Source organism: Streptacidiphilus cavernicola, from assembly GCF_042510955.1.
Lineage (GTDB): Bacteria > Actinomycetota > Actinomycetes > Streptomycetales > Streptomycetaceae > Streptacidiphilus > Streptacidiphilus cavernicola.
Genome location: NZ_JBHFAB010000022.1, coordinates 1 through 24862 on the forward strand (window position 1 = coordinate 1; position 24862 = coordinate 24862).

Annotated in this window: 18 protein-coding genes; 9 read left to right on the forward strand and 9 right to left on the reverse strand. The window is 73.1% G+C overall.

Translation table 11 applies throughout. The annotated features are described in order from the left end of the window. Nucleotides 1-101 precede the first annotated feature (101 nt). The 4 genes from ACEZDE_RS25290 to ACEZDE_RS25305 form a co-directional block, all read right to left on the reverse strand. Nucleotides 102-374, reverse strand: coding sequence for a helix-turn-helix domain-containing protein (locus ACEZDE_RS25290; RefSeq protein ID WP_380540168.1), 273 nt, complete (start codon nt 372-374; stop codon nt 102-104). A 456-nt stretch (nt 375-830) separates the two neighbouring features. Further along, nucleotides 831-1592 (reverse strand): hypothetical protein, encoded by a 762-nt coding sequence (locus ACEZDE_RS25295; protein ID WP_380540171.1) that lies wholly within the window; start codon nt 1590-1592, stop codon nt 831-833. Beyond that, the gene (locus ACEZDE_RS25300) at nt 1592-6307 is read right to left on the reverse strand and encodes a glycohydrolase toxin TNT-related protein (RefSeq protein WP_380540174.1); all 4716 of its coding nucleotides are present in this window, start codon (nt 6305-6307) and stop codon (nt 1592-1594) included. The genes ACEZDE_RS25295 and ACEZDE_RS25300 overlap by 1 nt, the downstream gene beginning before the upstream one ends. 489 nt (nt 6308-6796) lie before the next feature. Then, nucleotides 6797-7162, reverse strand: coding sequence for a hypothetical protein (locus ACEZDE_RS25305; RefSeq protein WP_380540177.1), 366 nt, complete (start codon nt 7160-7162; stop codon nt 6797-6799). A 253-nt stretch (nt 7163-7415) separates the two neighbouring features. Between ACEZDE_RS25305 and ACEZDE_RS25310 the strand changes: the two genes are divergently transcribed. Beyond that, nucleotides 7416-7697, forward strand: coding sequence for a hypothetical protein (locus ACEZDE_RS25310; RefSeq protein WP_380540180.1), 282 nt, complete (start codon nt 7416-7418; stop codon nt 7695-7697). Between the two features lie 84 nt (nt 7698-7781). Next, nucleotides 7782-8153, forward strand: a complete 372-nt coding sequence (locus ACEZDE_RS25315) for a hypothetical protein (protein WP_380540183.1) — start codon at nt 7782-7784, stop codon at nt 8151-8153. Nucleotides 8154-8219: 66 nt separating this feature from the next. On the opposite strand, the gene ACEZDE_RS25320 is transcribed toward ACEZDE_RS25315, so the two are convergent. Further along, entirely contained in the window at nt 8220-9302 is a 1083-nt protein-coding gene (locus ACEZDE_RS25320) for a medium chain dehydrogenase/reductase family protein (RefSeq protein ID WP_380540186.1), read from the reverse strand. Nucleotides 9303-9418: 116 nt separating this feature from the next. Here ACEZDE_RS25320 and ACEZDE_RS25325 point away from each other — a divergent pair, with 116 nt between their 5' ends. Continuing rightward, the gene (locus tag ACEZDE_RS25325) at nt 9419-10021 is read left to right on the forward strand and encodes a TetR/AcrR family transcriptional regulator (protein ID WP_380540189.1); all 603 of its coding nucleotides are present in this window, start codon (nt 9419-9421) and stop codon (nt 10019-10021) included. 9 nt (nt 10022-10030) lie between these two features. Beyond that, nucleotides 10031-11245, forward strand: a complete 1215-nt coding sequence (locus tag ACEZDE_RS25330; protein WP_380540192.1) for an aminotransferase-like domain-containing protein — start codon at nt 10031-10033, stop codon at nt 11243-11245. 54 nt (nt 11246-11299) lie between these two features. Here the strand turns inward: ACEZDE_RS25330 and ACEZDE_RS25335 are convergent, their stop codons facing one another. The 3 genes from ACEZDE_RS25335 to ACEZDE_RS25345 form a co-directional block, all read right to left on the reverse strand. Then, nucleotides 11300-11713, reverse strand: a complete 414-nt coding sequence (locus ACEZDE_RS25335; RefSeq protein ID WP_380540195.1) for a hypothetical protein — start codon at nt 11711-11713, stop codon at nt 11300-11302. 75 nt (nt 11714-11788) lie between these two features. Then, nucleotides 11789-13231 carry a dipeptidase gene (locus tag ACEZDE_RS25340; RefSeq protein ID WP_380540198.1) on the reverse strand — a complete coding sequence of 481 codons (1443 nt, stop codon included), beginning with the start codon at nt 13229-13231 and terminating at the stop codon, nt 11789-11791. Nucleotides 13232-13407: 176 nt separating this feature from the next. Then, nucleotides 13408-15795, reverse strand: coding sequence for an ATP-binding protein (locus tag ACEZDE_RS25345; RefSeq protein WP_380540201.1), 2388 nt, complete (start codon nt 15793-15795; stop codon nt 13408-13410). 479 nt (nt 15796-16274) lie between these two features. On the opposite strand from ACEZDE_RS25345, the gene egtA reads away from it, so the two are divergent. The 5 genes from egtA to ACEZDE_RS25370 all read left to right on the forward strand — a co-directional run bounded on the left by egtA (nt 16275) and on the right by ACEZDE_RS25370 (nt 22385). Next, complete coding sequence (gene egtA, locus ACEZDE_RS25350; protein WP_380540204.1) at nt 16275-17549, forward strand: ergothioneine biosynthesis glutamate--cysteine ligase EgtA; 1275 nt, start codon at nt 16275-16277, stop codon at nt 17547-17549. Next, a complete protein-coding gene (egtB, locus tag ACEZDE_RS25355) occupies nt 17546-18994 on the forward strand; it encodes an ergothioneine biosynthesis protein EgtB (RefSeq protein ID WP_380540207.1) in 1449 nt (482 codons plus the stop codon). Before egtA ends, egtB begins: the two co-directional genes overlap by 4 nt. Then, nucleotides 18994-19845, forward strand: a complete 852-nt coding sequence (egtC, locus tag ACEZDE_RS25360; protein WP_380540210.1) for an ergothioneine biosynthesis protein EgtC — start codon at nt 18994-18996, stop codon at nt 19843-19845. Before egtB ends, egtC begins: the two co-directional genes overlap by 1 nt. After that, nucleotides 19842-20828, forward strand: a complete 987-nt coding sequence (egtD, locus tag ACEZDE_RS25365; protein ID WP_380540213.1) for an L-histidine N(alpha)-methyltransferase — start codon at nt 19842-19844, stop codon at nt 20826-20828. Before egtC ends, egtD begins: the two co-directional genes overlap by 4 nt. A 63-nt stretch (nt 20829-20891) precedes the next feature. Next, the gene (locus ACEZDE_RS25370; protein WP_380540217.1) at nt 20892-22385 is read left to right on the forward strand and encodes an MFS transporter; all 1494 of its coding nucleotides are present in this window, start codon (nt 20892-20894) and stop codon (nt 22383-22385) included. 90 nt (nt 22386-22475) lie between these two features. Here the strand turns inward: ACEZDE_RS25370 and ACEZDE_RS25375 are convergent, their stop codons facing one another. Continuing rightward, the gene (locus ACEZDE_RS25375) at nt 22476-24791 is read right to left on the reverse strand and encodes a hypothetical protein (protein WP_380540220.1); all 2316 of its coding nucleotides are present in this window, start codon (nt 24789-24791) and stop codon (nt 22476-22478) included. Nucleotides 24792-24862: the final 71 nt, after the last annotated feature.

Below are 24862 nucleotides of genomic sequence, written 5' to 3' on the forward strand. Positions count from 1 at the left end.
CCGCCAACTGCGGCAGCAGGTCCTCGATCGCGACAGCACACACCACCACCCTGCCAGCACAACCCGCCTACGTCACAGGCGCATTGAAGCACGACAGGCGCCTACGAAAATCTTGTAAGACCCAAGTCGCGGACAGTCCCGTGGGCCACATTCGGCATCGCCTCAGAGCCCCAAACCGGCCACAGGGGAGTCCCGAGGACGGACTCGAGCCGACCAAGCGTGCCGATGTCGGGCAGGACGAGGCCGCGCAGCAGACGGCTGATGGTCGAATGGGACACTTCGGCCCGCTCGCCCAACGAGCGCAGACCGAGCCCCGATGCCTCGAGTGCCTCCGTCAGATTGCGGGCGAGCGCCTGCGCACAGGAGGCGCTCACCGGCGCGTCCGCCCTGAGCGTGGCGTAGGGCTAGGATCCGTCGAACACGTAGCTGGATGGCAGTCCGTCGTTGTCACTCCGGGGCATTCGCGCATCCGCGAAGGGCGCCCGCCCCAGCCCGTTGACCTGCGAAGACAGACGTTACATTCTGAAAGTGACTGGCATGCGTTCTGCGACCTCGGGGCACGATGCCGCTGACCTGCGGTGGAGGGGTTTTCTCCAAGCCCCACGGAGACGGGATGTGTGGGCAACCGTGGGGTACTCACACTTGCTCCGCGCATCCGAGGTGTCCCCACCTGGGCGGGGACACGCAGCACAGTGTAGCCGGTCGCGCTCCACGCGTGTGCGGCCTTGATCGAAGACCACGGCGCCGGTACCGCCGCCAAGACGCAGCGCCCCGCCCCACGGGGTTGTGGGACGGGGCGCTGAGCGGATGGCTCCGGGTTCAGCCTGGCGTCAGGCTGTGACCCGGGGCCACGGCGGTAGCGGGCCGCCGCGGTGTCGGGCTGCGATCTCGGCCTGCCACTCCGTCTTCGTGGTTCGGCGGGCGAAACCTGAGCCCGCCACCGTGGCGTCGAAGATGTAGCAGCAAGCCTCGGCTTCGGTCAGCCCGACCGCGATGAACCACGGGGGCCGTCCGCGTTCGCCGGTGTTGGCCAGCCACCAGGCGCCGTCGGGGCCGGGGGCGGCCATGACGTTGGCATCGGGTACCGGGCTGGGGTCGAATCCCCCCAGGGACCAGTACAGACGCCGTCCCAGGGGCTGGAACGCGGTGTGCAGCTCGGCGGCGGTCATCGCCTCCTCGCCCCGGGCCCGACGGGTCGCCCAGGCGCGCTGCCACTGCTCCCGCAGCGCCGCGAGCTCGGGGCGTGCGCGAGCGGCTTTGGCGTCCCTGTCGTGCTGCTCGCGTTCCCACTGCTGCTGCCAGGCGGCCTTGGCCTCGGCGAACGGAGCCCCGTCGGGGCGGGTCAGCTCGCGCAGGAACTCCCCGTACGCCTGTTCCACGGAATCGAAGGTGACCAGGCGGGTCACCGAGCCGAACGTGGCGTCCGCTCCGCCGTAGACCGCCCACTGCGTCGGGCCGACTGCCACCAGCGCGAGGCCGCCGTCCTGGGCCCACTGCCCGGGAGCGACGTCGCCGCCGCTGCCGGGAAGCAGGTAATCGGAGGGGTCGACCCCGCCCGAGCGCAGGGCCCGGTCGAGGGTGCCGGTGTCCACTAGCTCACGTCCTCGATGTAGCCGTTGGTCTTGAGCCAGGCGACGTTGATCTTCCCGGGCAGGAGGTACTGCGTACCGCCGCCGGGCTGGTCGAACCAGGGTGCGATCTTACCCACCGTGATCTCGCCGTTGGCCGGGTCCCAGTCCTTGATCCACTTGTAGACGTGGTAGCCGTCACCAAGCTCGTCGAGGTTACCGCTGACGTTGTTCGGAGGCAGCGCACGCTGGACGAACGGGGTGCCGTCCCGCGGGGAGAGGAACTGCCCGTTGGGTGAACCGAAGCGGTCCATCTCCTCGCCCGCCTTGGGGACGTACGGGGTCGCGGGGCCTTCGAACCCCTGGTTGGGCGGGTAGTCGAACCATTTGTCGGTCCAGTTCCAGTACTTTTCGAACCACTTCTCGATGGACAGGTTGCCGAACGGCTTGTACCCCGCCATCAGGGCCCGCGCGTCGCTGCTCATCGCGGCGATGGCCTGCTGGAAGTTCGCCGCCCGGGTCAGGCCGAAGCGGAGGCTGCCGGGGGCGTCGCCGCCCGCGGCCACGGCGTCGTCGATGACGTTGCTGAGCGCCCCGTTGACGGCGTCACCCGCCTCCGTCGCCGCCAGGTCCTTCAGCGCCTGCTCGGCGGCTTCGGTCTGGGCGGCGCTGTAGTCGACGACTGCGGCCGGGTCGTCCGCGATCAGGGCGTCGCCGGTGAGCTCGGACAGGCCGAGCAGCGCCCCGATCTGCATCCCGGCCTCGGTGGCCTGGTCGCAGATGCCGCCGGTGGCGTCCGCCTGGACGACGTCCGAGGCGTAGACGGCCCCGGTCGCCCCCTTCGGCTGGGAGTTGGGGACCTGGAACGAGGCCTGGGTCGGCGTGTACGTGTCCTGGCCCTTGACGATGCAGTCCCAGAAGACGGCAGGGGCGTTGCCGAGGAACTGGTGGATCAGGTCCTCGAAGGCGGTGCCGAGCCGGTCGTAGTCACGGGTGAACGTCTGGTTCTGCGCCACGGACTTCTGGCCGGTCCAGTAGACGTCCGCGGCGGGACAGTCACTGCCGATGTCGGCTGCCGCACCCGGCTCGTCGCAGTAGAACGTGTCGACTGTCGCGAAGTACAGGAGCTGGAACTCCTGGGTGCAGGTGATGGTTCCGTTGCAGTCCCCGACCAGGCTGACGGTGGACGGGGCGACGCTCATCCCGATGAACTCGTCGGGGATGCCGACGTAGCCCTTCTTCGGAACGGCCACGAGGTCCGAGTTGTACTCGGCCATCGCGTCCGCGCCGTGCGCCTTGGCCGCCTTGAGGCTGTCCTGGTCGGCGTTGTTCTGGGCCTGCACCTCGGAGGCGAAGGTCTGCCAGGCGTTGGTGTCCGGGATGGAGGCCACCGGGCTGAACCGCATCGCGTCGAAGGCGATGGTGTGGTCGCCGGTGTCGCCGTCGTGGGTCTCGTTCGTCAGTTCGACCGTGGCGCCGGGGGCGAGGTTGAAGTAGCCGATGTCGACCCAGCTGTTCATGGCCTGGGACTGGTCGACCGTGACGGTGTACGAGTTGCCGTTGCCGTCGTCGACCGTGTACTCCGCGTTCTGGGTCATGTCGCCCAGATACGGGAGGTACGCCTGGACCTGGTAGGACCCGGCGGTCAGCTTCGGCGCCCAGGTGCCCATCAGGCCGAGCTCCTGGCCGTCCCAGGCGTTCCACATGTCACGGGTGTGGGCGAACCAGAAGTGGCCGCCGAAGCCGGACGAGTCCTGCTGCAGGTCCTCCTTGCCCTCGTACCGCTGGTCCTCGGAGCCGGCGTTGGCCGGGTTGTAGAGGAAGGAGAAGGTGCCGCCGTCGGTGTAGGTCTGCCCGCCGGAGCAGCCCGGCTCGGCGACCGTGGACGGGGTGTCGTTCACCACGATGCCGCCCGGGGGCCCGCACGGCGGGGTGACCGGGTGGACCACCGGGAGTTCGTCGGGATACGAGTTGACGAAGGTGAAGACCGAGTTGCCGCAGGTGGTGGAGCAGTCGCTCTTCCAGGTCACATTGGACTCGTGGAACCAGTGCGGCGGGTCGCAGGACGCGCCCTCGTGGTCGACCTCGCACTGCGGCGGGCTGGCCGGGTCACAGGAGTTGGACGTGTCGCAGAACGCCGACAGCGGGGGCTTGAGCTGGATCCGGGACTGCTCGGTGTTCCACCAGGAGGGCGCGAAGCCCATGGTGGAGAAGCCGGGGTCGCCCGCGGACTGCTTGACGTCGCCCTCGGTGTAGGAGCGGCCGGTGTCGATGGACTCGGCGGCCCACCCCATGACCTTCTCCTCGTAGGGCCAGTTCTGCGGCTGGGCGGCGTCATGGGCCGAGTAGCCGTCGGTGACGCTCTTCGCCCCGGCCTGGGAGCAGGTCGACCAGCCGGTGGCGGGGGTGTTCGCGGTGCCGGTGGTGCAGGAGATGTTCTGGTCCATGAACGGACCGCGGTCGGCCGGGTAGATGGGGTTGGCCGGGTTGTTCAGCCAGCCCAGGCCCCAGGCGCTGCCCGCGCTCGGCGGGTTGAAGCCCGAGTTGTAGTCCCAGACCGCGGCGAACCAGTTCTCGATCTTCGTCGGGTCGTCGTTGTTGATGGTGATGGTCTGGCCGGCGGTGTGCAGCTCGTTCCACTTCTGGGCGAGCAGGCGGGCCGCGTAGGCGATGTTGGTGGCGTAGTCGACCGCCACCGCCTTCTGCTCGTCCGAGGGCAGCTCGGTCTCGCCCGGCTTCGGGTGGGCGGACAGCCGCATGCCGTCGGTGACCTGGCCGATGCCGTAGCCGCAGTCGGCGTTGGCCCAGTTGATGTTCCAGATGCCGTCGGAGGTGTACCCGGTGGTGCCGGGGTAGACGTTCGCGCCGTAGTAGTTGCCGATCAGCGGGTCGCCGTACTCACCGGGCTCGGAGTGCGAGGTGGCCTGCCACAGGTTGGACTCCTGCGACAGGACGCCGAGCAGGACCTGCGGGGGGATGGTTCCGCCGGTGGTCAGGGCGGGCAGCGGGAACATGCCCTGCGGTGACCAGGAGGACAGGCCGGAGTCGTTCCAGTTGCTCGGCCGCGGGATCCGGTCGGAGGTGAGCTGGCCCTTCACGGCGCGGTCCACGGCCCATTCCACCTGGTTCGGGGTGGGCTGGTAGACCATGATGCTGGGATCGTTCCGGGCGACCGCGCAGTAGTGCCCCTCGTCCACCGTGTCGGTGGAGTCGTCCGCCTGGACCGCGTACGAGGCCTGCTGAGCCGTGACCGGGGTGACCGCGGTGGCGTTGGTGGCGGTGACCGCGGTGGCGCTGGAGGCGGTGACCGCGGAGGCGGTGACCGCGGTGGCGTTGGTGGCGGTGACCGCGGAAGCCGTGGCCGCCGTGGCCGTGGAACCCGTGGCGGTCGGGCCCGCGCGGGTGGAGGGGCCGGTCGAACGCTGGGCCGTGACGGGCTTGCCGGAGGGCGAGGGAGCCGAGCCGGAGCCGGCGTTCTTGCCCTTCTTCTCCGCCGGGTCGGCGTAGAACTCCAGTGCCGTGTGCGAGTGCATGGCGGTGGCCTTCACCGCGACCGGCAGGTCCGTACCGGCCGGAAGCGCCGCCGCCAGCGTCGCCGGGTCGGCGTGGGCCTGGCCCTTCTTCACCGGGTCGGCGTCCATCAGCGGCTGCGGGGCGGTCGCCGTGACGGCGAGGTCGCCCAGCGAGGAGAGCGCCGCGCCCGCGGGTGCGGTGGACGCGGCGACGCCGGCGATGTGCGCGGTCAGCCGCGGCGAACCGGTGACGTACACCTGCCCGTTCTGACCGGTCGCCAGCCCGTACTGGCCGTTCAGGCCCTTGGCGAGGACCGTGGTGCGCCGTCCGTCGGCGAACTCCACCTGCTCCCGCTTCCCGGCCTGCGTGGTGGCCAGGAACACCGCGCCGCCCGCGGCGGGGTGGACCCGCAGCGGGGAACCGCCGGGGGTGGTGGCGAGCGTCCGGCTGCGACCCTTGGAGTCGATCTCGATGACGCTCTCGCCCTGCACGGCGAGGATTCCGCCGGGGGCAGGGACGGCGGAGGTGACCTCGGCCGAGGGGGTGACGGTGGACACGGTCTTGCCGGTGGCCGCGTTCACCTCGATCAGCCGCGTGGTGCCGGCCGAGCTGAACCCGCTGAACACGACGTTGTCGCCGTTTCCGCAGCCGGGGTCGAAGTAGGCGAGCGACGCGGTGAACCCGAGCTTCGTCACCTTGCCGGTGCCCAGGTTGACGACGGCGGCGAAGCCGCCCCGCTCCAGGGTGTCCTCCTCGTTCGTCCAGCGCTGAGGGGCGTACACCACGCCCTCGTACGCGCCGTCCGGCGTGGTGCAGGTGTTGCCGACCCACTCGTCGGCGTCGAGGCCCGGCTCGTTGAGCGTGACGGCCGTCTTCCAGTCGTAGCCGGCGCTCTCCTTGGCGACCAGCAGGTGGAAGCCGGAGTCGTCACCGGTCGCGGTGACGACCTGGTCCTTCGAGGTGCTCCAGCCGGAGCCCAGGACCTTGTCCCGCTGGGCGACCGGGATGGCGCCCTTGGTCCGGACGTCCGCGGCGAGTTGGGCACTGGCGACGTCGCCCGGAGTGCTGCCGCCGCTGTTCGCCCCGGCGCCGGCCGCGCCCGGGGAAACCGAACTGTTCGGGGCGCCTGCTTGGGCCGAGCCTGGACTGCCGGGCCCACTGGGCCCGTTGGGCAGCGAGAGGAGGGCGACCGACGCTGCCGCTGCCGCGGCTATCGCCCCCGTCACCACCCCTCTTCTCCGCAGTCTTCGCATGGCGTCTCTCCTTCTCCAGGTCCTTGCTCCGACCCCGGGGAATTCCGGGGCAGACAGTCGCCCCACGAATTACCGGGCGACGGGCGGTTGCAGCGTAGTCCTTTTCGAGAAGCGCGAGAAACCGGATCGGAAGCGCGAATTGACGGCCTGTGACCTGCGTCTCAGGCATTCATGAACAAAGTGACTCTATGTCCGCTTTGAACTCTGGAGACAAAGGGCGCACATGTCGGCCAATGGGCATCAGATGCCCATCTGAGCTGCATGTTCGCCGACTGGGGAATGGCGAGAGAGGGCCACGGCGGGCGAATCCGGATCCCATCCTGACCGGATATCCCAATTGCCTTTGCATTCAAGGAAGTTCGCAATCCCCGGGCAAGCCTCCGCCCGGCCGCGGCGCCCGGCCGACAACTCCGGGAAGTGCGGCCGGGCGGGGGCGCCGGCAGGATTGCTCGGGTGGCTTCGTCAGCCGCCGAGGATGCCGCCCTTCTGGAACTGGTCCACCGGGGCGTTGCTGCAGGAGTTCTTGCTCCCGAAGGTCGCGCCCACGCCGGTGGCGTTCGGGACCGCGCAGCGGAGGTCGACGTAGACGAACGGGGCGCCGTTGTTGTTGATCACGCCGTCCTGCGAACCCACCAGGGTGTCGCCGAAGTGGTTGCCGTAGGTGCCCTCGCCGGAGGCGGTGTCCCCGCCCATCCGGTAGGAGTCGATCGCCTGCGAGGCGGTCTCGTGGTTCTCCGCGCCCATGCAGGACGCCGCGGAGGCGGGACCAGCGGCGGCGACGGTCGCGCAGACGGCCAGGGCGGTGCCCGCCAGAACCTTCTTCATCATCTGTTTTTTCTCCCTGTGGGGTGGATGAAGCGGACCCCGCCGTGGCCGGAAGGGCGCTCCGGTCGGCGAACGACCACGTGACGGCACAGGTGACTCGCCCTTGCTCCGGGCGGCCTACCGAATACACCTTCGAGAGTTGCTCGACTGATCCAGCCGAGTGAGGTCCAGCCACCTCACCGCACGCCTCTCGTTGGGCCGGACGCAGAGCGGCGACCACAAGCGCAGCCGCCTGACGAGAACTCCGGGAGAAGCGATGATCAAGAAGGTACTGGCCGGCGCACTGCTGGCCGTCTCCGCAACCGTGCCGATGACCGGCGTTTCCTTCGCCGACGGCACCTACGGCAGTCACTACGGGGACACCCTGGTGGGCTCGCAGGACGGCGCGATCAACGACAACAGCGCCCCGTTCGCCGACGTCGACCTGCGCTGCGCGGTGGCCAACGCCACCGGCGTCGCCGGCGTCTGGGGCAATGAGAACTCCTGCAACGACGCCCCGGTGGACCAGTTCCACCAGGGCGGCATCCTCGGCGGCTGACCCTGACGAAACGTCACATCCCAGCACTGACCATCACCAATCGGCACTGAACAGCGCAAATCAGCGCAGAGCAGGAGAATCACCATGATCAAGAAGGTTCTGGCGGGCGCCGCCCTGGCCGTCTCGGCCACCATGGCCATTGCGGCCCCGGCCTCGGCGGCCGACTGCAAGGGCGTCGACAGCAACGAGAGCGCGCAGGGCGCGATCAACTCGTACCACATGGACGGTGGCGGCGACACGGCCTCCGGCGAGGGCACCTACGGCAGCCACTACGGGGACACCGTGGCCGGCCACCAGGACGGCGCGATCAACAACAACGGTGCCCCGTTCGTCGGCGTCGACCTGCGCTGCGCGGTGGCCAACGCCACCGGCGTCGCCGGCGACTGGGGAAACAAGAACTCCTGCAACGAGGCCCCGGTGGACCAGTTCCAGAAGGGCGGCATCCTCGGCGGCTGACGCCGTGCCGGCAGCCTTCCCCAGGGCCGGTCCGACGGCCCGGTCCGACTGACCCGGTCCGACCGGTCAGTCCGGCAGGCCCTGGGGAAGCAGGACGATCTTGCCGTAGGCGGTGTGCGACTCGGCCAGTTCCATCGCCTCGCCGGCTGCGGTCAGCGGCAGGCGGGCGGCGATCTGCGGGGCCAGCGCGCCGTCCCGGAGCAGGCCGAGGACCGCGGTGAAGTCCTCCCGCAGCCGGGCCCGGAAGGCCCGCGGGCGCAGGCCGCGTCCGGACCAGATGTTGTAGAACGACGCCGAGTGGCCGTTGGGAAGGTAGTTCCACCAGGCCAGTTGGGTCATCAGACCGAGGAAGAGGCGCAGCAGCCTCCCGCCGTCCCGGTCGTTGAGCTTGGACGCGATGGCGTAGCTGACGAGGGTTCCGCCGGGGGCCAGCAGCCGGTAGGAGCGGTGCACGCTCTCACCGCCGAGGTGGTCGAAGACGGCGTCCACTCCGTTCGGCGCGATCGCGCGCACCCGGGCTTCGAGGTCGGGGTCGCGGTAGTCGACGGGGGTGACGCCGAGGGCCCGCAGCGCCTGGTGGTGCCGCGGCGAGGCGGTGCCGATGACCTGGACGCCGTGGTGCCGGGCGAGCTGGACCAGGATGGTGCCGACTCCGCCGTTGGCGCCGTGCACCAGGACGGTCTGCCCGGGGCGGATCCGGGCCGTGCGGTGCAGCATCTGCCAGGCAGTGATGCCGTTGACGATCAGGGCTTCCACGTCGACCGGGTCCAGCCCCTCCGGGACGGCGATCACGTCCTCGGCCGCCAGCAGCACGTGCGAGGCCCAGCCGCCGGTCTTCGTCAGAGCGGCGATCCGGCGGCCGAGCAGCCCGGGATCGACCCCGGCGCCCAGGACGGCGACCCGGCCGACCAGGTCGTAGCCCGGCACGAACGGGAAGGCCGGCTGGCGGTAGTAGATGCCCCGGCGCATCGACTGCTCGGCGAAGGACATCCCGGTCGCCTCCACGGCCACGAGCACCTGGCCGGAGCCCGGCGGCGAGAGGGGCGTGCGCCGGATCTCCAGGCCGTCGGGCTCGACCACGCCGGGCAGGACCACCTGCAGGGCGACGACGGGCGCGGCGGGGGTGACGGGGGTGACGGTCTTGCTCATCGCGGGTGCCTCCGGACTCTGGCTCTGATGGGTCATCGCTTTCGTGACCCGCTTTCGTTTCAGTGAAACCATATAACGGAGGTAAGCTAGGGTCAACAGAAGTGCGAGAGGACGCCATGAGCGAGCAGCAGACATCGATCAGCCCGCGCGAGCGGTACCGCGAGCAAGTGCGCTCCGAGGTGCGGGAACGCGCCTGGGAGCAGATCGCCGACGCGGGCGCCTCGGCGCTCTCGCTCAAGGCCATCGCCAAGCAGATGGGCATGACCGCGCCCGCGCTCTACCGCTACTACGCCAGTCGCGACGACCTGCTGACCGAGCTGGTCCTGGCTGCCTACCGCGATCTCGCCGACGTGGTCGGGGCCGCCGCCGGCCCCGTTGCCGACGACGCGTCAGCAGCCGCCCGGCTGAGGGAGATCGCGCAGGCGGTCCGGGCCTGGGCGCTGACCTACCCGCACCGGTACCTGCTGGTCTACGGCACCCCGGTGCCCGGCTACCACGCACCGCCCGAGGCCACCGACCTCGCCAGAAGGATCTTCGCCCCGATCCTGGAGGCCTTCGCCCCCGACCCCGCCATGCGGAAGCCGCTGGCCTTCTGGACCCGGATGCACGGGGTCCTCAGCCTGGAGGCGGCAGGACACTTCACCGCAATGCCCTTCGATCCGGCCGTCCTCTACGCCGAGGAAGTCGAGTCCCTCCTCAGCGCCCCCCTCCGTCCCTAGAATCGGGGCATGTCTCCAACTGCCGCACTTCCTCCGACTGCCGGGCGGGTCCGTACGGTCGGGGCCTCCCCGGTACGGGAGATCCTGGCCCTGACCGCGCGTCCCGAGGTGATCTCGTTCGCGGGCGGGCTGCCCGCGCCCGAACTCTTCGACGCGGCGGGCATCCGCCGTGCCTACGACCGGGTGCTGGCCGAGGCCCCGGAGCGGGCGCTGCAGTACTCGACCACCGAGGGGGACGTCGACCTGCGCACCGCGATAGCCGCGCGGCAGACCGCCCTGGGGCTGCCGACCGAGGCCGACGACCTGCTGGTCACCACCGGTTCGCAGCAGGCGCTGACGCTGCTGGCGGTCGCCCTGCTGGAACCGGGCGACGTGGTGCTGGTCGAGGACCCGTGCTACCTGGCCGCGCTGCAGTGCTTCGGCTTCGCGGGCGCCCGGGTGGTGCCGGTGCCGACCGACGACGACGGGCTGGTGCCCGCCGCGCTGGAGGAGATCGTGGCCAGGGAGCGGCCGAAGCTGCTCTACCTGGTCCCCACCTTCCAGAACCCCACCGGCCGCACCCTCCCCCCGGACCGGCGCAGGGCGGTCGCCGAGGCGGCCGAGCGGCACGGGTTCTGGATCGTCGAGGACGACCCGTACGGCGAGCTGCGGTACGACGGGGGGCCGGTCCCGTGGATCGCCTCGTACCCGGAAGCCGCGGACCGGACCGCGCTGCTCGGGTCCTTCTCCAAGGTGATGGCGCCGGGGCTGCGGCTCGGGCACCTCCGGGCGCCGGCCGGGCTGCGCCGGGCCTGCATGGTCGCCAAGCAGTCGGCCGACCTGCACACCTCGACCGTCGACCAGGCCGCCGCGGCCCGCTACCTGCGGGACAGCGACCTCGACGGGCATCTGGCGCTGATCCGCTCCGCCTACCGGGACCGCAGGGACGCGCTGCTCGGGGGCCTGTCGGCGACACTCCCACCCGGCAGCCGGTGGAACCGGCCGACCGGCGGCATGTTCGTCTGGGCCGAGCTGCCGCCCGGCTACGACGCGACCGCGCTGCTGCCGATCGCGGTCAAGCACGAGGTGGCCTATGTGCCGGGCGCGCCCTTCTTCGCGGGCCCGCCGGACCCGGGCGCCATGCGGCTCTCCTTCACCACCCACTCCCCCGAGGAGATCGCCGAGGGGCTGCGCCGGCTCGGGAACGCGCTCGACGAGGGACGCCCGGACCGGGACCGTGGCTGAGGCCGGGGCCTGACGCCGAGACTGACGACGGGCCTGACGCCGCAACGGCCGCGGCTACCGCCCGCCCGGCGCCGTCCCGGTCACCAGCAGGGCGCAGTTCCAGGAGTACAGGCCCGCCCCGCCCAGCCGCCGGTTCAGGGCGGCGATGTCGCGGTTGGGGTTGGAGTGCAGCTCCTGCTCCTCGATGTCGTGCAGGCAGAGGCACGCGGCGGCGCGCTGCGTCGGCTGCGGGCCGACGGCCAGGGCCAGCGTGTCCACCTCGGGCTGGCAGCTGTCCACCTCCGCCCCGCCGTCGGATCCGATGCAGTCCTTCAGGATCACCCGGATCGCGTCGCAGCGGAGGTAGGCAGCCGCCGAGGGCGAGGCCGCCAGCACCACCGCGACGAACGCCGCCCCGACCACCGCGGCCACCCGGGCCGTCCTCCCACTCCGTGCGAGCTGTCCGAGGCTGCGGCGGGGGTGCTTCACGATGACCTCCGTAGGCATGTAGACACAAAGACAACGAAGACAGAACAGACAAGACAGCAGCAGGAATGCGCCCGCTCAGCGCCGACCCGGCGCACCCGCGGCGTACTCGCGCAGGAACAGGGCCTCCACCTGCGCCATCTGCTGGAGCTCGGACGGGTCCACGCTCTCGTCGGGCGCGTGGATCGCGCACTGCGGCTCCTCGACGCCCATCAGCACGATCTCCGAGTCCGGGTAGGTCCGGGCGAGGACGTTGCACAGCGGGATCGACCCGCCCTGGCCGACGAAGGCCAGCGGCTTGCCGTAGACCGCCCGCGCGGCCCGGTCCAGCGCCGCGTACGCCGGACCGCCGGTCTCGGCGCGGAACGGCGAGCCGGTGCTCTCCGGCTCCACCTCGACCTTCGCGCCCCACGGCGCGGCCTGCTCCAGGTGCGCGGTCAGCGCGGCGAGCGCCGCGTGCGGGTCGGTGCCGGGCGGGACCCGCAGGCTGACCCTGGCCCTGGCAGCGGCCGGCACCGCCGCGGCCGAGCCGACCACCGGCGGGCAGTCGATGCCCAGCACGGTGACCGCGGGCCGCGCCCACAGCCGGTCCGCGACCGTGCCGCCGCCGATCAGCCCGACCCCGTCCAGCACCCCGGCGTCGGTACGGAACCGCTGCTCGTCGTAGCCGACGCCGTCCCAGCTCCCGGTGCAGTCCAGGCCCTGGACCACGGTGCCGCCGTCGGGTCCGCGCAGCGAGTCGAGGATCCGGACCAGCGCGGCCAGCGCGTCCGGGGCCGCGCCGCCGAACATGCCCGAGTGCACGTCGCCGCGCAGCGTGGAGACGCTGACCACGACGTTGGCCAGGCCGCGCAGCGAGCTGGTCGCGGTCGGGACGCCGACGGCGGCGTTGCCGGTGTCGGCGATCAGCAGCGCGTCGGCGTGCAGCTCGGGGACGTGGTCCGGGACGTACTGCTCCAGGCCGCCGGTGCCCTGCTCCTCGGAGCCCTCGGCCACCAGCTTGACGCCGACCGGCAGGTCGTCGCCGAGCGCCCGCAGCGCGGTCAGGTGCATCACGATGTTGCCCTTGCAGTCGGCCGCGCCGCGCCCGTACCAACGGCCGTCCCGCTCGGTGAGCTGGAACGGCGGCGAGGTCCAGGCGGCCTCGCCGAGCGGCGGCTGCACGTCGTAGTGGCAGTAGAGCAGCACGGTCGGCGCACCGGGCGGGGCCGGGCGGTGGCCGAGGACGGCGTGGCTGCCGTCCGGGGTGAGCGCCAGGTGCACGTCCAGCAGGCCGGCCTCGGCGAAGGCCGCGGCGACCCACTCGGCGGCGCGGCGGCACTCCTCCGGCGGGTACTGCCGCGGGTCGGCGACCGAGCGGATGGCGACGAGCTCGCCCAGGTCCTGCCGGGCACGGGGCATCAGCGCGGCGATCCGCGCGGCGAGGTCGTCGTCGGCGGGGTCCTCGGCGGGGTCGTCGGCGGTCACCGGCCGCTGTCCGGAGCCGTCCGCGCCGTCAGCCGGGACGTCCACACTGGCCATTCGCTGTGCTCCCTCCGCGGCCGGAGCGGCTGCTCCACGGACCCCCAGCCTCGGCGCAGCGGTGCTCCACCGCATGCGGCAGGGGCCGCCGGTGTGCGGAATTCACCCGTTGGGCGGCGACCCCGAACACGCGTCACCCGCCTGACAGTACGTCATCCGCGGGCCGGACGAGCCGGTCAGCGCCAACTGCGGTCGTAGGACGGCGGGGCGGGCTCGGGGTGGAGGGGCTCGGGGGCGGCGACGGCCTCCAGCCGCTCGGCGATGCCGGCTCGGGTGGGGACGCCGAGCTTCGCCAGGATGCGTTCCAGGTGGGCGTCCACCGTGCGCTTGGAGATGACCAGCTGTTCCGCGATCTCCCGGTTGGACCGGCCGGCCGCCGCCAGCAGCGCCACCTCGTGCTCCCGCCGGGTCAGCGGGGCCGCGGGCCCGGCCCCCGAGGCACGGTCGATGCGGTCGCGCCGCGCGCCGCCCCGCCCGGTCCTGGGCTCCGGCTGCTCCGTCGCGGCGGCGATCACCCGCTCCAGCGGCTGCGCCGCCCCGTCCGCGCGCACCGCCATGCACTGCTCACTGCCGAGCGCCCGCCGCGCCGCCCGGACCGCGGTCTGGTGCAGCTGCTCCATGATCTCGGTGCCGCCGAGACGGGCCCCCGCGCCCTGCCACAGCGGGTCCGCCGCGCCGAGCAGCCACGCGGCGTCCGCGAACCGCCGCTCCCGCACCGCCAGCCAGGCCAGCAGCTCCAGGCAGTACGCCATCCCGACGCCGTCGCCCAGCTCGTACTTGATCCGCAGCGCGGTGCTCGCCGAGCGGGCGCTGCGGTCGTACTCGCCCCGGGCGAAGCGGGCCGCGCCGATCACGTAGTGCAGGTAGCCGCGCACCCAGCCCTCGGTGGAGTGCTCGCCGAGCCGGGCCAGCCCGCGTTCGCACGGCTCGATGGCGCTCTCCAGGTCCCCCGCCAGCTGGTGCATGTAGCCGACCTGGGTCTCCAGGGTGACCAGGCCGACCACGTCGCCGGCCGCCGCCAGCAGCTGTTCGGCCTCGGTGGCGGCGCGGGCCGCCTCCTGGTGCCGGCCCATGAAGGTGAGCGAGAGGTGCAGGTAGACGCGTCCGCGTCCGGCCACCACCGGGTCGTCCAGCTCGTCCGCGATGTCCACGCACTCGCGGGCCTGGGCCAGTGCGGCCGGGTCGGCCTGGAAGGCGCCGAGGTAGGCGCTCTGCGCCAGCGCCCAGGCGCGTTCGCGCACCCGCCCGGGGAAGCGGTCGGTGATCTTCCGGTACCAGTAGCGGCCCTCGGTGTGCAGCCCGGCGATGTGCCAGTACCCCCACAGGTGCCCGGTCAGTGCCGCGGCGGCCTCGGCCCGGCCGGGGGCGGACAGCGCGTACTCGATCGCCAGCCGCAGGTCGGCGTGCTCGGCGCGGAGCCTGCGGTACTGGGCGATCTGGTCGTCGGCGAGGAAGTCGCGGTCGAAGGTCCCGGCCAGGGCCAGGTAGCGGGCCAGGTGCCGCTCCCGCTGGGCCGACTCCTCGCCCCCGGCGGCCAACTGCTCGGCCCCGAACTGCCGGACGGTGTCCAGCATCCGGTAGCCGGCGTCGCCCTCGCCGTCCCCGACCCGCAGCACCACCGACTTGTCGACCAGGCCGACCAGCGCCACGAAGACGTCCTTGGCGCCCAGCAGTCGGCCGCCCGCGCAGACCTCCTCGGCGGCGGCGAGGTCGAAGGTGCCCGCGAAGACCGAGAGCCGGGACCACAGCAGCTGCTCCTGCGCGGTGCACAGGTCATGGCTCCAGCCGACCGCGGCGCGCAGCGTCTGGTGCCGCGGCAGCGCGGTCCGGCGACCGCCGGTGAGCAGCCGGAACCGGTCGTCGAGCCGCTCCACCAGCTGGGCCAGCGAGACGGCGCGCAGCCGTACCCCGGCCAGCTCGATCGCCAGCGGCATCCCGTCCAGCCGGCGGCAGAGCCGGACCGCGTCGGCGCGGTTGCCGTCGTCCACGGCGAAACCGGGCAGGGCGGCGGCGGCGCAGCGTTCGAACAGTTCCAGCGCGTCGCCGCCGCCGGCCTCGATCGGCAGCGGCGCGACCGGGCAGATCCGCTCCCCGGACACGTCCAACGGCTGTCGGCTGGTCGCCAGCACGGCCACCCCCGGTACCTCCCGCAGCAGCGTCTCGACCAGCTGCGCGCAGGCGTCCACCAGGTGTTCGCAGGTGTCGAGCACCAGCAGGATCTGCCGGTGGCGCAGGTGGTCGAGCACGGCCTCCAGCGCGGAGGCGGCCTCCGGCCGCTCCAGGCTCAGGTTCAGGCAGGCGGCGAGGGTGTGCGGCAGCAGCTCCGGATCACGCAGGTCGGACAGCTCGACCAGGCACAGGCCGTGCTCGTACCGGTCGGCCATACCGGCGGCAGCCCGCAGCGCGAGGCGGGTCTTGCCGACGCCGCCGGGCCCGGTCACCGTCACCAGCCGGGCGGAGCCCAGCGCCGCGCGGACCTGGTCGAGCTCGACCGCGCGGCCCACGAACACGGTGACCTCCTGCGGAAGGTCCCCGGCCCGCCGACGGTTCTGCGCCCATGTCATCCCGCGCCCCCGAACCCGATCACCGGCATTCCGATGCCCGACGATACGTACCGGGCAGGGGAGCTTGGACAGGTCACAGAAAACAGTGTGGGCCAGAACCAGCCGCTCTACAATGCAGCCGCCCAGCCTCAACCCCCCTTTTCAGCCAACGAGTTCACCCTTGCGGGGGTGCCGGGGAGGGGCGTGCGCCCACGGCGCGGACCCCAGCCCACACGCGGTACGGCGGGGCGGAACCCGCCCACCGACTCCGACACAGCCGCCCCGACACGAGCCCGCAGGGGTCCGCGCGCAGCGCAAGCCCCGCAGGGGTCCGCGCGCAGCGGCGAAGCCGCGCTGGTGGTTCCCGCGTCGGCGGAAAATTTCCCCTCGGGCGCCATGCCCGAAATGCCCTGGATGCCGTGCCATCACATAATCGACTCGTACTCGGATGATCATCGGGGTCGCAAGCACCCCGCCCGCACCGGAGAGGGAGCGAAGCGATGGGTGGCCGGCTCGACGAGGACGCCGCACTGGCCCATATCGCCGCCAGCTGCTTCAGGACCGGACCGCCGCACCGCACCGGCGTCGAGCTGGAGTGGCTGGTCCGCGACCGGCACGACCACGCCGCGGCCGTGGCAACCCCCCGCCTGGAACGCGCGCTGTCCCGCCTCGGCTCCGCGGACCGGCTCCCGAACGGCGGCAGGATCACCCTGGAACCCGGCGGCCAGGTCGAACTCAGCTCCCGTCCGGCCCCCGGCGTGGCCCCCTGCCTCCGGGAGACCGCCGCCGACCTGGCCCTGCTCCAGGAAGCGCTGGCCTCCGCCGACCTGGTCCTGGAAGGCTGCGGACTGGAGCCGCACCGCTCACCGGCCCGGGTGCTGGACCTGCCCCGCTACCGGGCCATGGAGTCCTACTTCGACCACGGCGGCCCCTGGGGCCGGATGATGATGCGGGCCACCGCCTCGGTCCAGGTCAACGTGGACGCGGGGGACGACGGGGACGGCCCGGCCGGCTACCGGTTCCGCTGGGCCCTGGCCCACCGGCTCGGCCCGGTCCTGGTCGCCGCCTTCGCCAACTCGCCGCTGTGGCAAGGCATACCGACCGGCTGGAGGTCCACCCGGCAGGCCGTGTGGTCGTACATGGACCCCGGCCGCACCCGTCCCCCGGCCCCGGACGGGGACCCCCGCGCCGCCTGGGCCCACTACGCCCTGGACGCCCGGCTGCTGCTGCTGCGCCGCCCCTCCCCCGCCTCCTGGACCGCCCCGCACGACACCTCACTGCGCGGCTGGCTGCGCGGGACGCCGCTCGACCCGCCGCCCACCCTGGCCGACGCCGAGTACCACCTGACCACGCTGTTCCCCCCGGTACGGCCCCGCGGCTGGCTGGAGCTGCGCATGATCGACGCGCAGCGCGGCGACGCCTGGCAGGTGCCCGCCCTGCTGGTCAGCGCGCTGCTGGACGACCCGGTCGCGGCCCTGGCCGCGCACCGGGCGACCACCCCGCTCACCGACGGCGCCGAGGAGCCGCCGTGGGCGGTGTGGCGCCGCGCGGCCCGGTTCGGCCCGGCCGACCCGGAGCTGGGGACCGCTGTCCGGGCCTGCTTCGCCATCGCCGCGGCGTCACTGACCCGCAACGGGACGCCGGAGCCGCTGCGCGCGGCGCTGGACGGCTTCGCCCGCCGCTACCCCGAGCAGGGCCGCTGCCCCGCCGACGACCTGCTCGGCAACGGGTACGCGGGGCCCGCCTCCGACCTGACCCAAGGAGCCCGGCGATGACCCCCCACCCCGCAACCGCCCCCGCCGCCGACTCCGGCCCCACCCCCGAGCCCGCAGCCGAGCCCGCTCCCGCAACCGACCCCGCCGCCGCCGTCCGCCGCCGGGCCCGTGCCGCGCTGGAGACCGCCCGGTTGCGGACGCTGGCGCTGACCGACTGCCTGGACGACGACGGGCTCACCGCCCAGCACTCCCCGCTGATGTCGCCGCTGGTCTGGGACCTGGCCCACATCGGCAACCAGGAGGAGATCTGGCTGGTCCGCGCGGCCGGAGGCCGCCCCCCGCTGCGCCCCGACCTGGACCCGCTCTACGACGCCTTCCAGCACCCCCGCGCCGAACGCCCCGCGCTGCCGCTGCTCTCCCCCGACCAGGCCCGCGCCTACGCCGCCGAGGTCCGCGACCAGTCCCTGAACGTCCTCGCCGAGGCCCCGCTGACCAGCACCGCGGCAACGACAGCGACACCGACCGGCCCACCGACCGACCCACTGCCCGGCCCACTCCTCGACCGCGGCTTCGTCTTCGGCATGCTGGCCCAGCACGAGCAGCAGCACGACGAGACCATGCTCGCCACCCACCAGCTGCGCCAGGGCCCGCCGGTGCTGGAAGCGCCCGCACCGCCGCCCGCACCGGCCGACGCCGCCCTGCTCCCGCCCGAGGTGCTGGTCCCGGGCGGCCCGTTCGAGATGGGCACCTCCACCGACCCCTGGGCGCTGGACAACGAGCGCCCGGCCCACCGCGTCGACCTCCCGGCCTTCCGGTTGGACACCACGCCGGTCAGCAACCGGGCCTACCTGGACTTCGTCCAGGACGGCGGCTACGCCGACCCCCGCTGGTGGAGCCCGCAGGGCTGGGCGCACCGGCAGCGGGAGCGGCTGGAGGCCCCGTTGTTCTGGCTGCGGGACGGCGACCGCTGGCTCCGCCGCCGCTTCGGCCGCACCGAGCCGCTGCCCGCCGACCAGCCGGTGGTCCATGTCTGCTGGTACGAGGCGGACGCCTACGCCCGCTGGGCCGGGCGGCGGCTGCCCACCGAGGCCGAGTGGGAGAAGGCGGCCCGGCACGACCCGGCCACCGGCCGCGCCCTGCGCCACCCCTGGGGCGACCAGGACCCGGACCCCGCCCACGCCAACCTGGGCCAGCGCCACCTGGAACCGGCCCCGGTCGGCAGCTACCCCGACGGCGCTGCGCCGTGCGGCGCACGGCAGTTGCTCGGCGACGTCTGGGAGTGGACCTCCACCGGCTTCACCGGCTACCCGGGCTTCACCGCCTTCCCCTACCGGGAGTACTCCGAGGTGTTCTTCGGCGGCGACTACAAGGTGCTGCGCGGCGGCTCCTTCGGCACCGACCCGGTGGCCTGCCGCTCCACCTTCCGCAACTGGGACCTCCCGGTCCGGCGGCAGATATTCGCCGGCTTCCGCACCGCTGCCGACGGCCCCCCGGAGCGCAGCTGATGTGCCGTCACTTCGCTTACCTGGGGCCGGTGCGCCCGCTGTCCGAGCTGTTGCTCGCACCGCCGCACAGCCTCTACCGGCAGTCCTGGGCCCCGCGCATCCAGGCGCACGGGACCGTCAACGCGGACGGCTTCGGGCTGGGCTGGTACCCGCAGGGCGACGAGGACGCCCCGGCCCGCTACCGCCGGGCCGGGGCGATCTGGGCCGACCCCGACCTGCCCGACCTGGCCCGGACCCTGCGCAGCGGCGCGGTCCTGGCCGCCGTCCGCAGCGCCACCCCCGGCACCAGCCCGGAGGCCTCGGCCGCCGCGCCGTTCCGGGCCGGACGCTGGCTGTTCAGCCACAACGGCGCGGTCGACGCCTGGGAACACCTGCCCGCGGACGCGGCAGCCCCGGCAGACCCGACGACCACGGCGACCACACCCCGCAGCGCGGCACCGGACGCCGCCGCGCTGCTCGCGCTGGAGGCCCGCAGCGACTCCGCGCTGCTCTGGGTCCTGGTGCAGGCCCAACTCGCCACCGGGGCGTCCCCCGGCGACGCGCTCACGGCGGTGACCCTGCAGGTCGCCGCCGTTCGCCCCGGGGCCCGGCTGAACCTCCTGCTCACCGACGGGCGCTCGATCGCGGCCGTCCGCTGGGGCGACACCCTCTGGTACCGCGCCGACGGCGAACAGGTCCTGGTCGCCTCGGAACCGTTCGAGCCCGCCGAACCCGACAACCCCGGCGGCTGGACCGAAGTCCCCGACCACGCCCTGCTGCTGGCCGACCGCACCGGCGTCACCGTCACCCCGCTACCACCCGCGTCGCCCCCCGCGCCCCCGCAGGCCACCGAGAGGAGAGCCGTCCGATGACCCCGGACTTCACACTCGACCGCAGGCTGCCCGAGCACCACTTCACCGACGCGCTGCGCACCGACGCCTCCCAGGGGCTGACCGCGCGCCCCAAGGCGCTGCCGCCGGTCTGGTTCTACGACGCCGCGGGCAGCGACCTGTTCGAGCAGATCACCGAGCTGCCGGAGTACTACCCGACCCGGGCCGAGCACGAGATCCTGACCGCCCGCGCACCGGAGATCGCCGCCGCCGTCCGCGCCCGCACCCTGGTCGAGCTGGGCTCCGGCTCCTCGCAGAAGACCCGGCTGCTGCTGGACGCCCTGCGTGCCGAGGGCAGCCTGCGCGGCTACGTCCCGGTGGACGTCAGCGAGAGCGCACTGCGGCAGGCCGCCGAGTCGGTCACCGCCGACTACCCCGGCCTGGAGGTGCACGCCCTGGTCGCCGATTTCCACCAGCACCTGGGCCTGGACGGCACCCGCGGCCCCCGGCTGCTGGCCTTCCTCGGCGGCACCATCGGCAACCTGCTGCCGGACCAGCGCGCCGCCTTCCTCACCCGGGTCAGCGGCGCACTGGAGCCCGGCGACGCCCTGCTGCTCGGCACCGACCTGGTCAAGGACCCGGCGACGCTGGTCGCCGCCTACGACGACAGTGCCGGGGTCACCGCCGCCTTCAACAAGAACCTGCTCACCGTGCTCAACCACGGCCTGGACGCGGACTTCGACCCGGACGCGTTCCAGCACGTGGCGCTGTGGGACCCGAAGCACGAGTGGATCGAGATGCGGCTGCGGGCCACCCGTCCGGTCCAGGTGAAGCTGCGCGAGCTGGACCTGGTCGTCCCGTTCGAGGGCGGCGAGGACCTGCGGACCGAGATCTCGGCCAAGTTCCGGCAGGAACGGGTCCGCAGCGAACTGCGGCGCTCCGGGCTGACCCTGCGGAACTGGTGGACCGACCCGGCGGGCCGCTACGCGCTGAGCCTGTCCTCGCCGGTCACGCGGATGCAGTAATCCAGGGCACGGCATAGTGTCCCGTTTATCCCATTTTTCCCGGCTTGGATTCGGAGCACTGCCATGTCCCGTCCAACCACCAGCCAGGACGTCGGGCGCACCGCCCGCACACCGGGCGAGAACCACCGCTGGTGGGTGCTCGCCGTCATCGGACTCGCCCAGCTGATGGTCGTGCTGGACGCGACCATCGTGAACATCGCCCTCCCCTCGGCCCAGGCCGACCTCGGCTTCACCGACTCCAACCGGCAGTGGGTGGTCACCGCCTACGCCCTCGCCTTCGGCAGCCTGCTGCTGCTCGGCGGACGGATCGCCGACCTGGTCGGACGCAAGCGGATCTTCCTGATCGGCCTGGTCGGCTTCTCGGTCGCCTCCGCCCTCGGCGGCGCTGCTCCCAGCTTCGAGGTCCTGGTGGCCGCACGCGCCCTGCAGGGGGCCTTCGGGGCGCTGCTGGCACCGGCCGCGCTGTCGCTGCTGACCACGACCTTCACCGACCCCAAGGAGCGCGCCAAGGCCTTCGGCATCTACGGCGCGATCGCCGGCACCGGCGGCGCGGTGGGCCTGCTGCTCGGCGGCCTGCTCACCGAGTACCTGGACTGGCGCTGGTGCCTGTTCGTCAACCTGATCCTGGCCGCGGTCGCCTTCGCCGGCGCGGTGCGGTTGCTGCACGCGGGCGCCCCGGCGAACCCGCCCAAGCTGGACCTGCCCGGCACCGTGCTGGTGTCGCTCGGCCTGTTCGGCCTGGTCTACGGCTTCTCCAACGCCGAGAGCCACCCCTGGAGCACCGTCAACACCTGGGGCTTCCTGCTGGCCGGCGTGCTGCTGCTGATCGCCTTCTGGTGGTGGCAGAACCGCACCGAGCACCCGGTGCTCCCGCCCCGGGTGGTGCTGGACCGCAACCGCGGGGCGTCCTTCCTGGGGATGTTCATCGCCGGTGCAGGCATGTTCGGGGTGTTCCTCTTCCTGACCTACTACCTGCAGCAGTCGCTGCACTACTCACCGGTGCTGACCGGCGTCGCCTTCCTGCCGATGGTGTTCATCATGATCGTCACCTCGGTCACCGCGACCAACAGCCTGGTCCCCCGGTTCGGCGCCAGGCCGATCGTCCCGGTCGGGATGCTGCTCGGGGCCGGCGCGATGGCCTGGCTGACCGCACTGGACCTGCACAGCAGCTACGCGGCGAACGTGATGCCGCCGCTGCTGCTACTGGGCCTCGGCCTCGGCCTGATCTTCGCCCCGGCGATGTCCCTGGCCACCGCCGGTGTCGCCCCCAACGACGCGGGCGTCGCCTCGGCCACCGTCAACACCAGCCAGCAGGTCGGCGGCTCGATCGGCACTGCTCTGCTGAACACCCTGGCCGGCAGCGCCGCGACCGCCTACCTGGTCGGCAAGCAGGCCACCCCGGGCAACATGGCCCAGGCGCAGCTGCACAGCTACTCCACCGCGTACTGGTGGTCGGCCGGGTTCTTCGTGGTCGGCATGGTGGTCTGCGGGCTGCTCTACCCCTCGGGCAAGCCGGTGATCCACCAGGAGGGCGACAGCCCCCCGGTGCACATGTAGCCGGTGCTGCCCGAGCAGGCAGCGGACGGTGCAGGAGACGGACGGTGGGAGCCGCGCGGGCCGCGGCTCCCACCGTCCGTCTCGCGGCTGCTAGCCCAGCCGGGTCAGCCTGGACCCGTAGGAGGGCACCGCCAGGTCGGACTGCAGGGTGACCGGGACCTTCTGGGCGGACGGCCCGGTGCCCACCTCCAGCAGGCCGACCGTGGTCCCGGCCTTGGCCGAGTGCGGGATGCCGCCGGTCGGCGCCACCAGCGACTCGTCCACCGAGAGGCCGCCCCAGCCGGCCACGGTCACGTCCTGGGAGACCACCACCGGCGCCTTCCCGCCGAGCCCGTCGTCGACGTAGCCGACCACGTCGCCCTTCTTGGCGACGGTGTGCGACTGCAGCGCGGACTCGGCGCTGAGGATCACCTTCTTGCTGTTGGCCAGCACCATCGGCAGGTAGCCGACGCCGTTGACCGCGGGCTGGCTGAGCACCACGCCGATGATCGTCTGCGTGGTGCCGCCGACCTTCCGCTCCGCCGCCCACATCAGGCAGCCGAGGGCGGCGGTGCTGGAACCGGTCTTGACGCCGATCACGCCGTTCTTGCCGAGCAGGTCGTTGTTGTTGTACGTCACGCCGTCGCCCGGCGGGATGAACGAGGGGGTGCTGACGATCTCCTCGAAGACCGGGTCGAGCATCACCGTCTCGGCCAGCTTGAGCTGGTCGTTCGCGGTGCTCTTGGTGGTGCCGAGCAGACCGCTGGGGTCGGTGTAGGTGCTCTTGGACATGCCCAGCGCGCCCGCCTCGGCCTGCATCTTGGCCACGAACGCGGCGTCGGTGCCGGCGTCCCAGCGGCCGAGCAGCCGGGCGATGTTGTTGGCCGAGGGGATCAGCAGCATCTGCAGCGCCTGGTACTCGCTGATCTGCTCGTTCGCGGTGACCTTGGCCGAGGACTCGCCGCTGGTCCTGGACTCCTGGTACTCCTGCGCCGCCTGCTGGTCCACGATGATCATCGGGCCCTGCTCGCCGGGCTTCAGCGGGTGGTCCTTGAGGATCAGGTGCGCCGTCATCACCTTGGTGACGCTGGCGATCGGCACCGGGTTGTCCGAGCCGGTGTGCCCGAGGCTGCCGAGACCGGCCACCTCGGCGGTGGCCTGCCCGCTGGGCGGCCAGGCCAGGGTCGGCGCGTCGCCGGGGAAGGCGTAGTGGGTGTCGGCGGTCATCCGCAGCTCGGGCTGCGGGAGCGGGCGCAGCACCTGGACCACGGCCAGGACCGCGAGCAGCACGCAGAGCAGGCCGCCCCAGAGGCTGATCCGCTTGAGCGCGCGGCGCACCGGGCTGACCGGCCTGCGGTTGAGCGTGGCCAGCACCTCCATCGCCTCGGAGGTGGTCTCGGGGAACGGGTCCCCCGGGGGCTCCGGCGCGTACCCGGACGCCCCGGACGGCGGGAACGGGCCTCCCGGCGGGGTCGGACCGCCCTGCGGCGGGGTCGGCGGGGTCCAGACCGGGACGGCGCGGGTGCGCTCGGCGTCGGGGCCGACCGGCCCGCGGGGCGGTGCGGGCGCGGGCGTCTCCGGAGGCTTCGGCAGCGTGCGGAGCGGCCGGGTGGGGTCGTCCAGCGAGATGCGCAGCGCGGTGGTGGGGACGTCCACACCGGCCGGGTTGGAGCCCACCGGCTCGGCCTCCGCCGGGGCAGCCTCCGCCGGGGCGGGAGCGGGGCCGAACGCGGAGGCGGGGGCAGGGCCGGACGCCGGGGTCGGGGCGGACGCCGGAGCCGGGCCGGACGCCGGGGCCGGGGCGGAGCGGGGATCGGCCTCGCGGGCCTTCTGCGGCGCGGGGGCGGGCTCGGGGGCGTCGGGGTCGGCGGGGGCCGCTGCGGCCGGGGAGGTGGCCGCAGCGGTGCCGTCAGAGGGCGCTGAAGCGTCCTCCGGACTCCGGGGGTCCGCCGGGGCGGACTTCTTCTTGGCGCCGTCGGCGCTCCCGCCCTTGCCGCCCTTGGCGCTCCCGGCCTTGCCGGCGGAGGCGGAACTGCCCGAGCCGCCCGACGGCGCCGGGGAGGACGCCGCATCGGACTCGGACGACGCTGACGACTCAGCCGGTCCGCTCGCGCCGGAGGCCCCCGCCCCGACCGGAGCCGCAGCCGCCTGCCGCGGTCCCGAGCCGGACCCGGAGCCGCTGCCGGGGTGTCCCCCGGGCCCGGGGCTGCCGCCGGAGCCGGGGTGGCCGCCAGGCCCCGCGCCCCCGCCCGAGCCGGCCGCGGAGGCCGCCGCCGAGACCACCCCGGAACCCCCGGAGCCCGCGGCGGGCCCCCCGGCGGAGGCGGACTGGGCCGTGCCGGGGCGGGCGAACCAGGACGCTGACTGCGGCGCCCCGCCCTCGCCCGTTCCGCCGTTCCGCTCCACCCTGTCGGGGGACTCGCCCACGTGACCCAACCTCCTCGCACGCCCGGAGAAGCGCCCGGGTCCGAGCGCTTCTCCACAAGTTTCTTTCACAA

What these genes read in the sequence shown, in the direction of transcription:
- ACEZDE_RS25320 (WP_380540186.1), bottom strand. Translation starts at nt 9,302, where the DNA reads ATGAGCAAGACCGTCACCCCCGTCACCCCCGCCGCGCCCGTCGTCGCC.
- ACEZDE_RS25305 (WP_380540177.1), bottom strand. Translation starts at nt 7,162, where the DNA reads ATGATGAAGAAGGTTCTGGCGGGCACCGCCCTGGCCGTCTGCGCGACC.
- egtB (WP_380540207.1), top strand. Translation starts at nt 17,546, where the DNA reads ATGACCCCCCACCCCGCAACCGCCCCCGCCGCCGACTCCGGCCCCACC.
- ACEZDE_RS25345 (WP_380540201.1), bottom strand. Translation starts at nt 15,795, where the DNA reads ATGACATGGGCGCAGAACCGTCGGCGGGCCGGGGACCTTCCGCAGGAG.
- ACEZDE_RS25325 (WP_380540189.1), top strand. Translation starts at nt 9,419, where the DNA reads ATGAGCGAGCAGCAGACATCGATCAGCCCGCGCGAGCGGTACCGCGAG.
- egtD (WP_380540213.1), top strand. Translation starts at nt 19,842, where the DNA reads ATGACCCCGGACTTCACACTCGACCGCAGGCTGCCCGAGCACCACTTC.
- ACEZDE_RS25340 (WP_380540198.1), bottom strand. Translation starts at nt 13,231, where the DNA reads ATGGCCAGTGTGGACGTCCCGGCTGACGGCGCGGACGGCTCCGGACAG.
- egtA (WP_380540204.1), top strand. Translation starts at nt 16,275, where the DNA reads ATGGGTGGCCGGCTCGACGAGGACGCCGCACTGGCCCATATCGCCGCC.
- ACEZDE_RS25330 (WP_380540192.1), top strand. Translation starts at nt 10,031, where the DNA reads ATGTCTCCAACTGCCGCACTTCCTCCGACTGCCGGGCGGGTCCGTACG.
- ACEZDE_RS25370 (WP_380540217.1), top strand. Translation starts at nt 20,892, where the DNA reads ATGTCCCGTCCAACCACCAGCCAGGACGTCGGGCGCACCGCCCGCACA.
- ACEZDE_RS25310 (WP_380540180.1), top strand. Translation starts at nt 7,416, where the DNA reads ATGATCAAGAAGGTACTGGCCGGCGCACTGCTGGCCGTCTCCGCAACC.
- ACEZDE_RS25315 (WP_380540183.1), top strand. Translation starts at nt 7,782, where the DNA reads ATGATCAAGAAGGTTCTGGCGGGCGCCGCCCTGGCCGTCTCGGCCACC.
- egtC (WP_380540210.1), top strand. Translation starts at nt 18,994, where the DNA reads ATGTGCCGTCACTTCGCTTACCTGGGGCCGGTGCGCCCGCTGTCCGAG.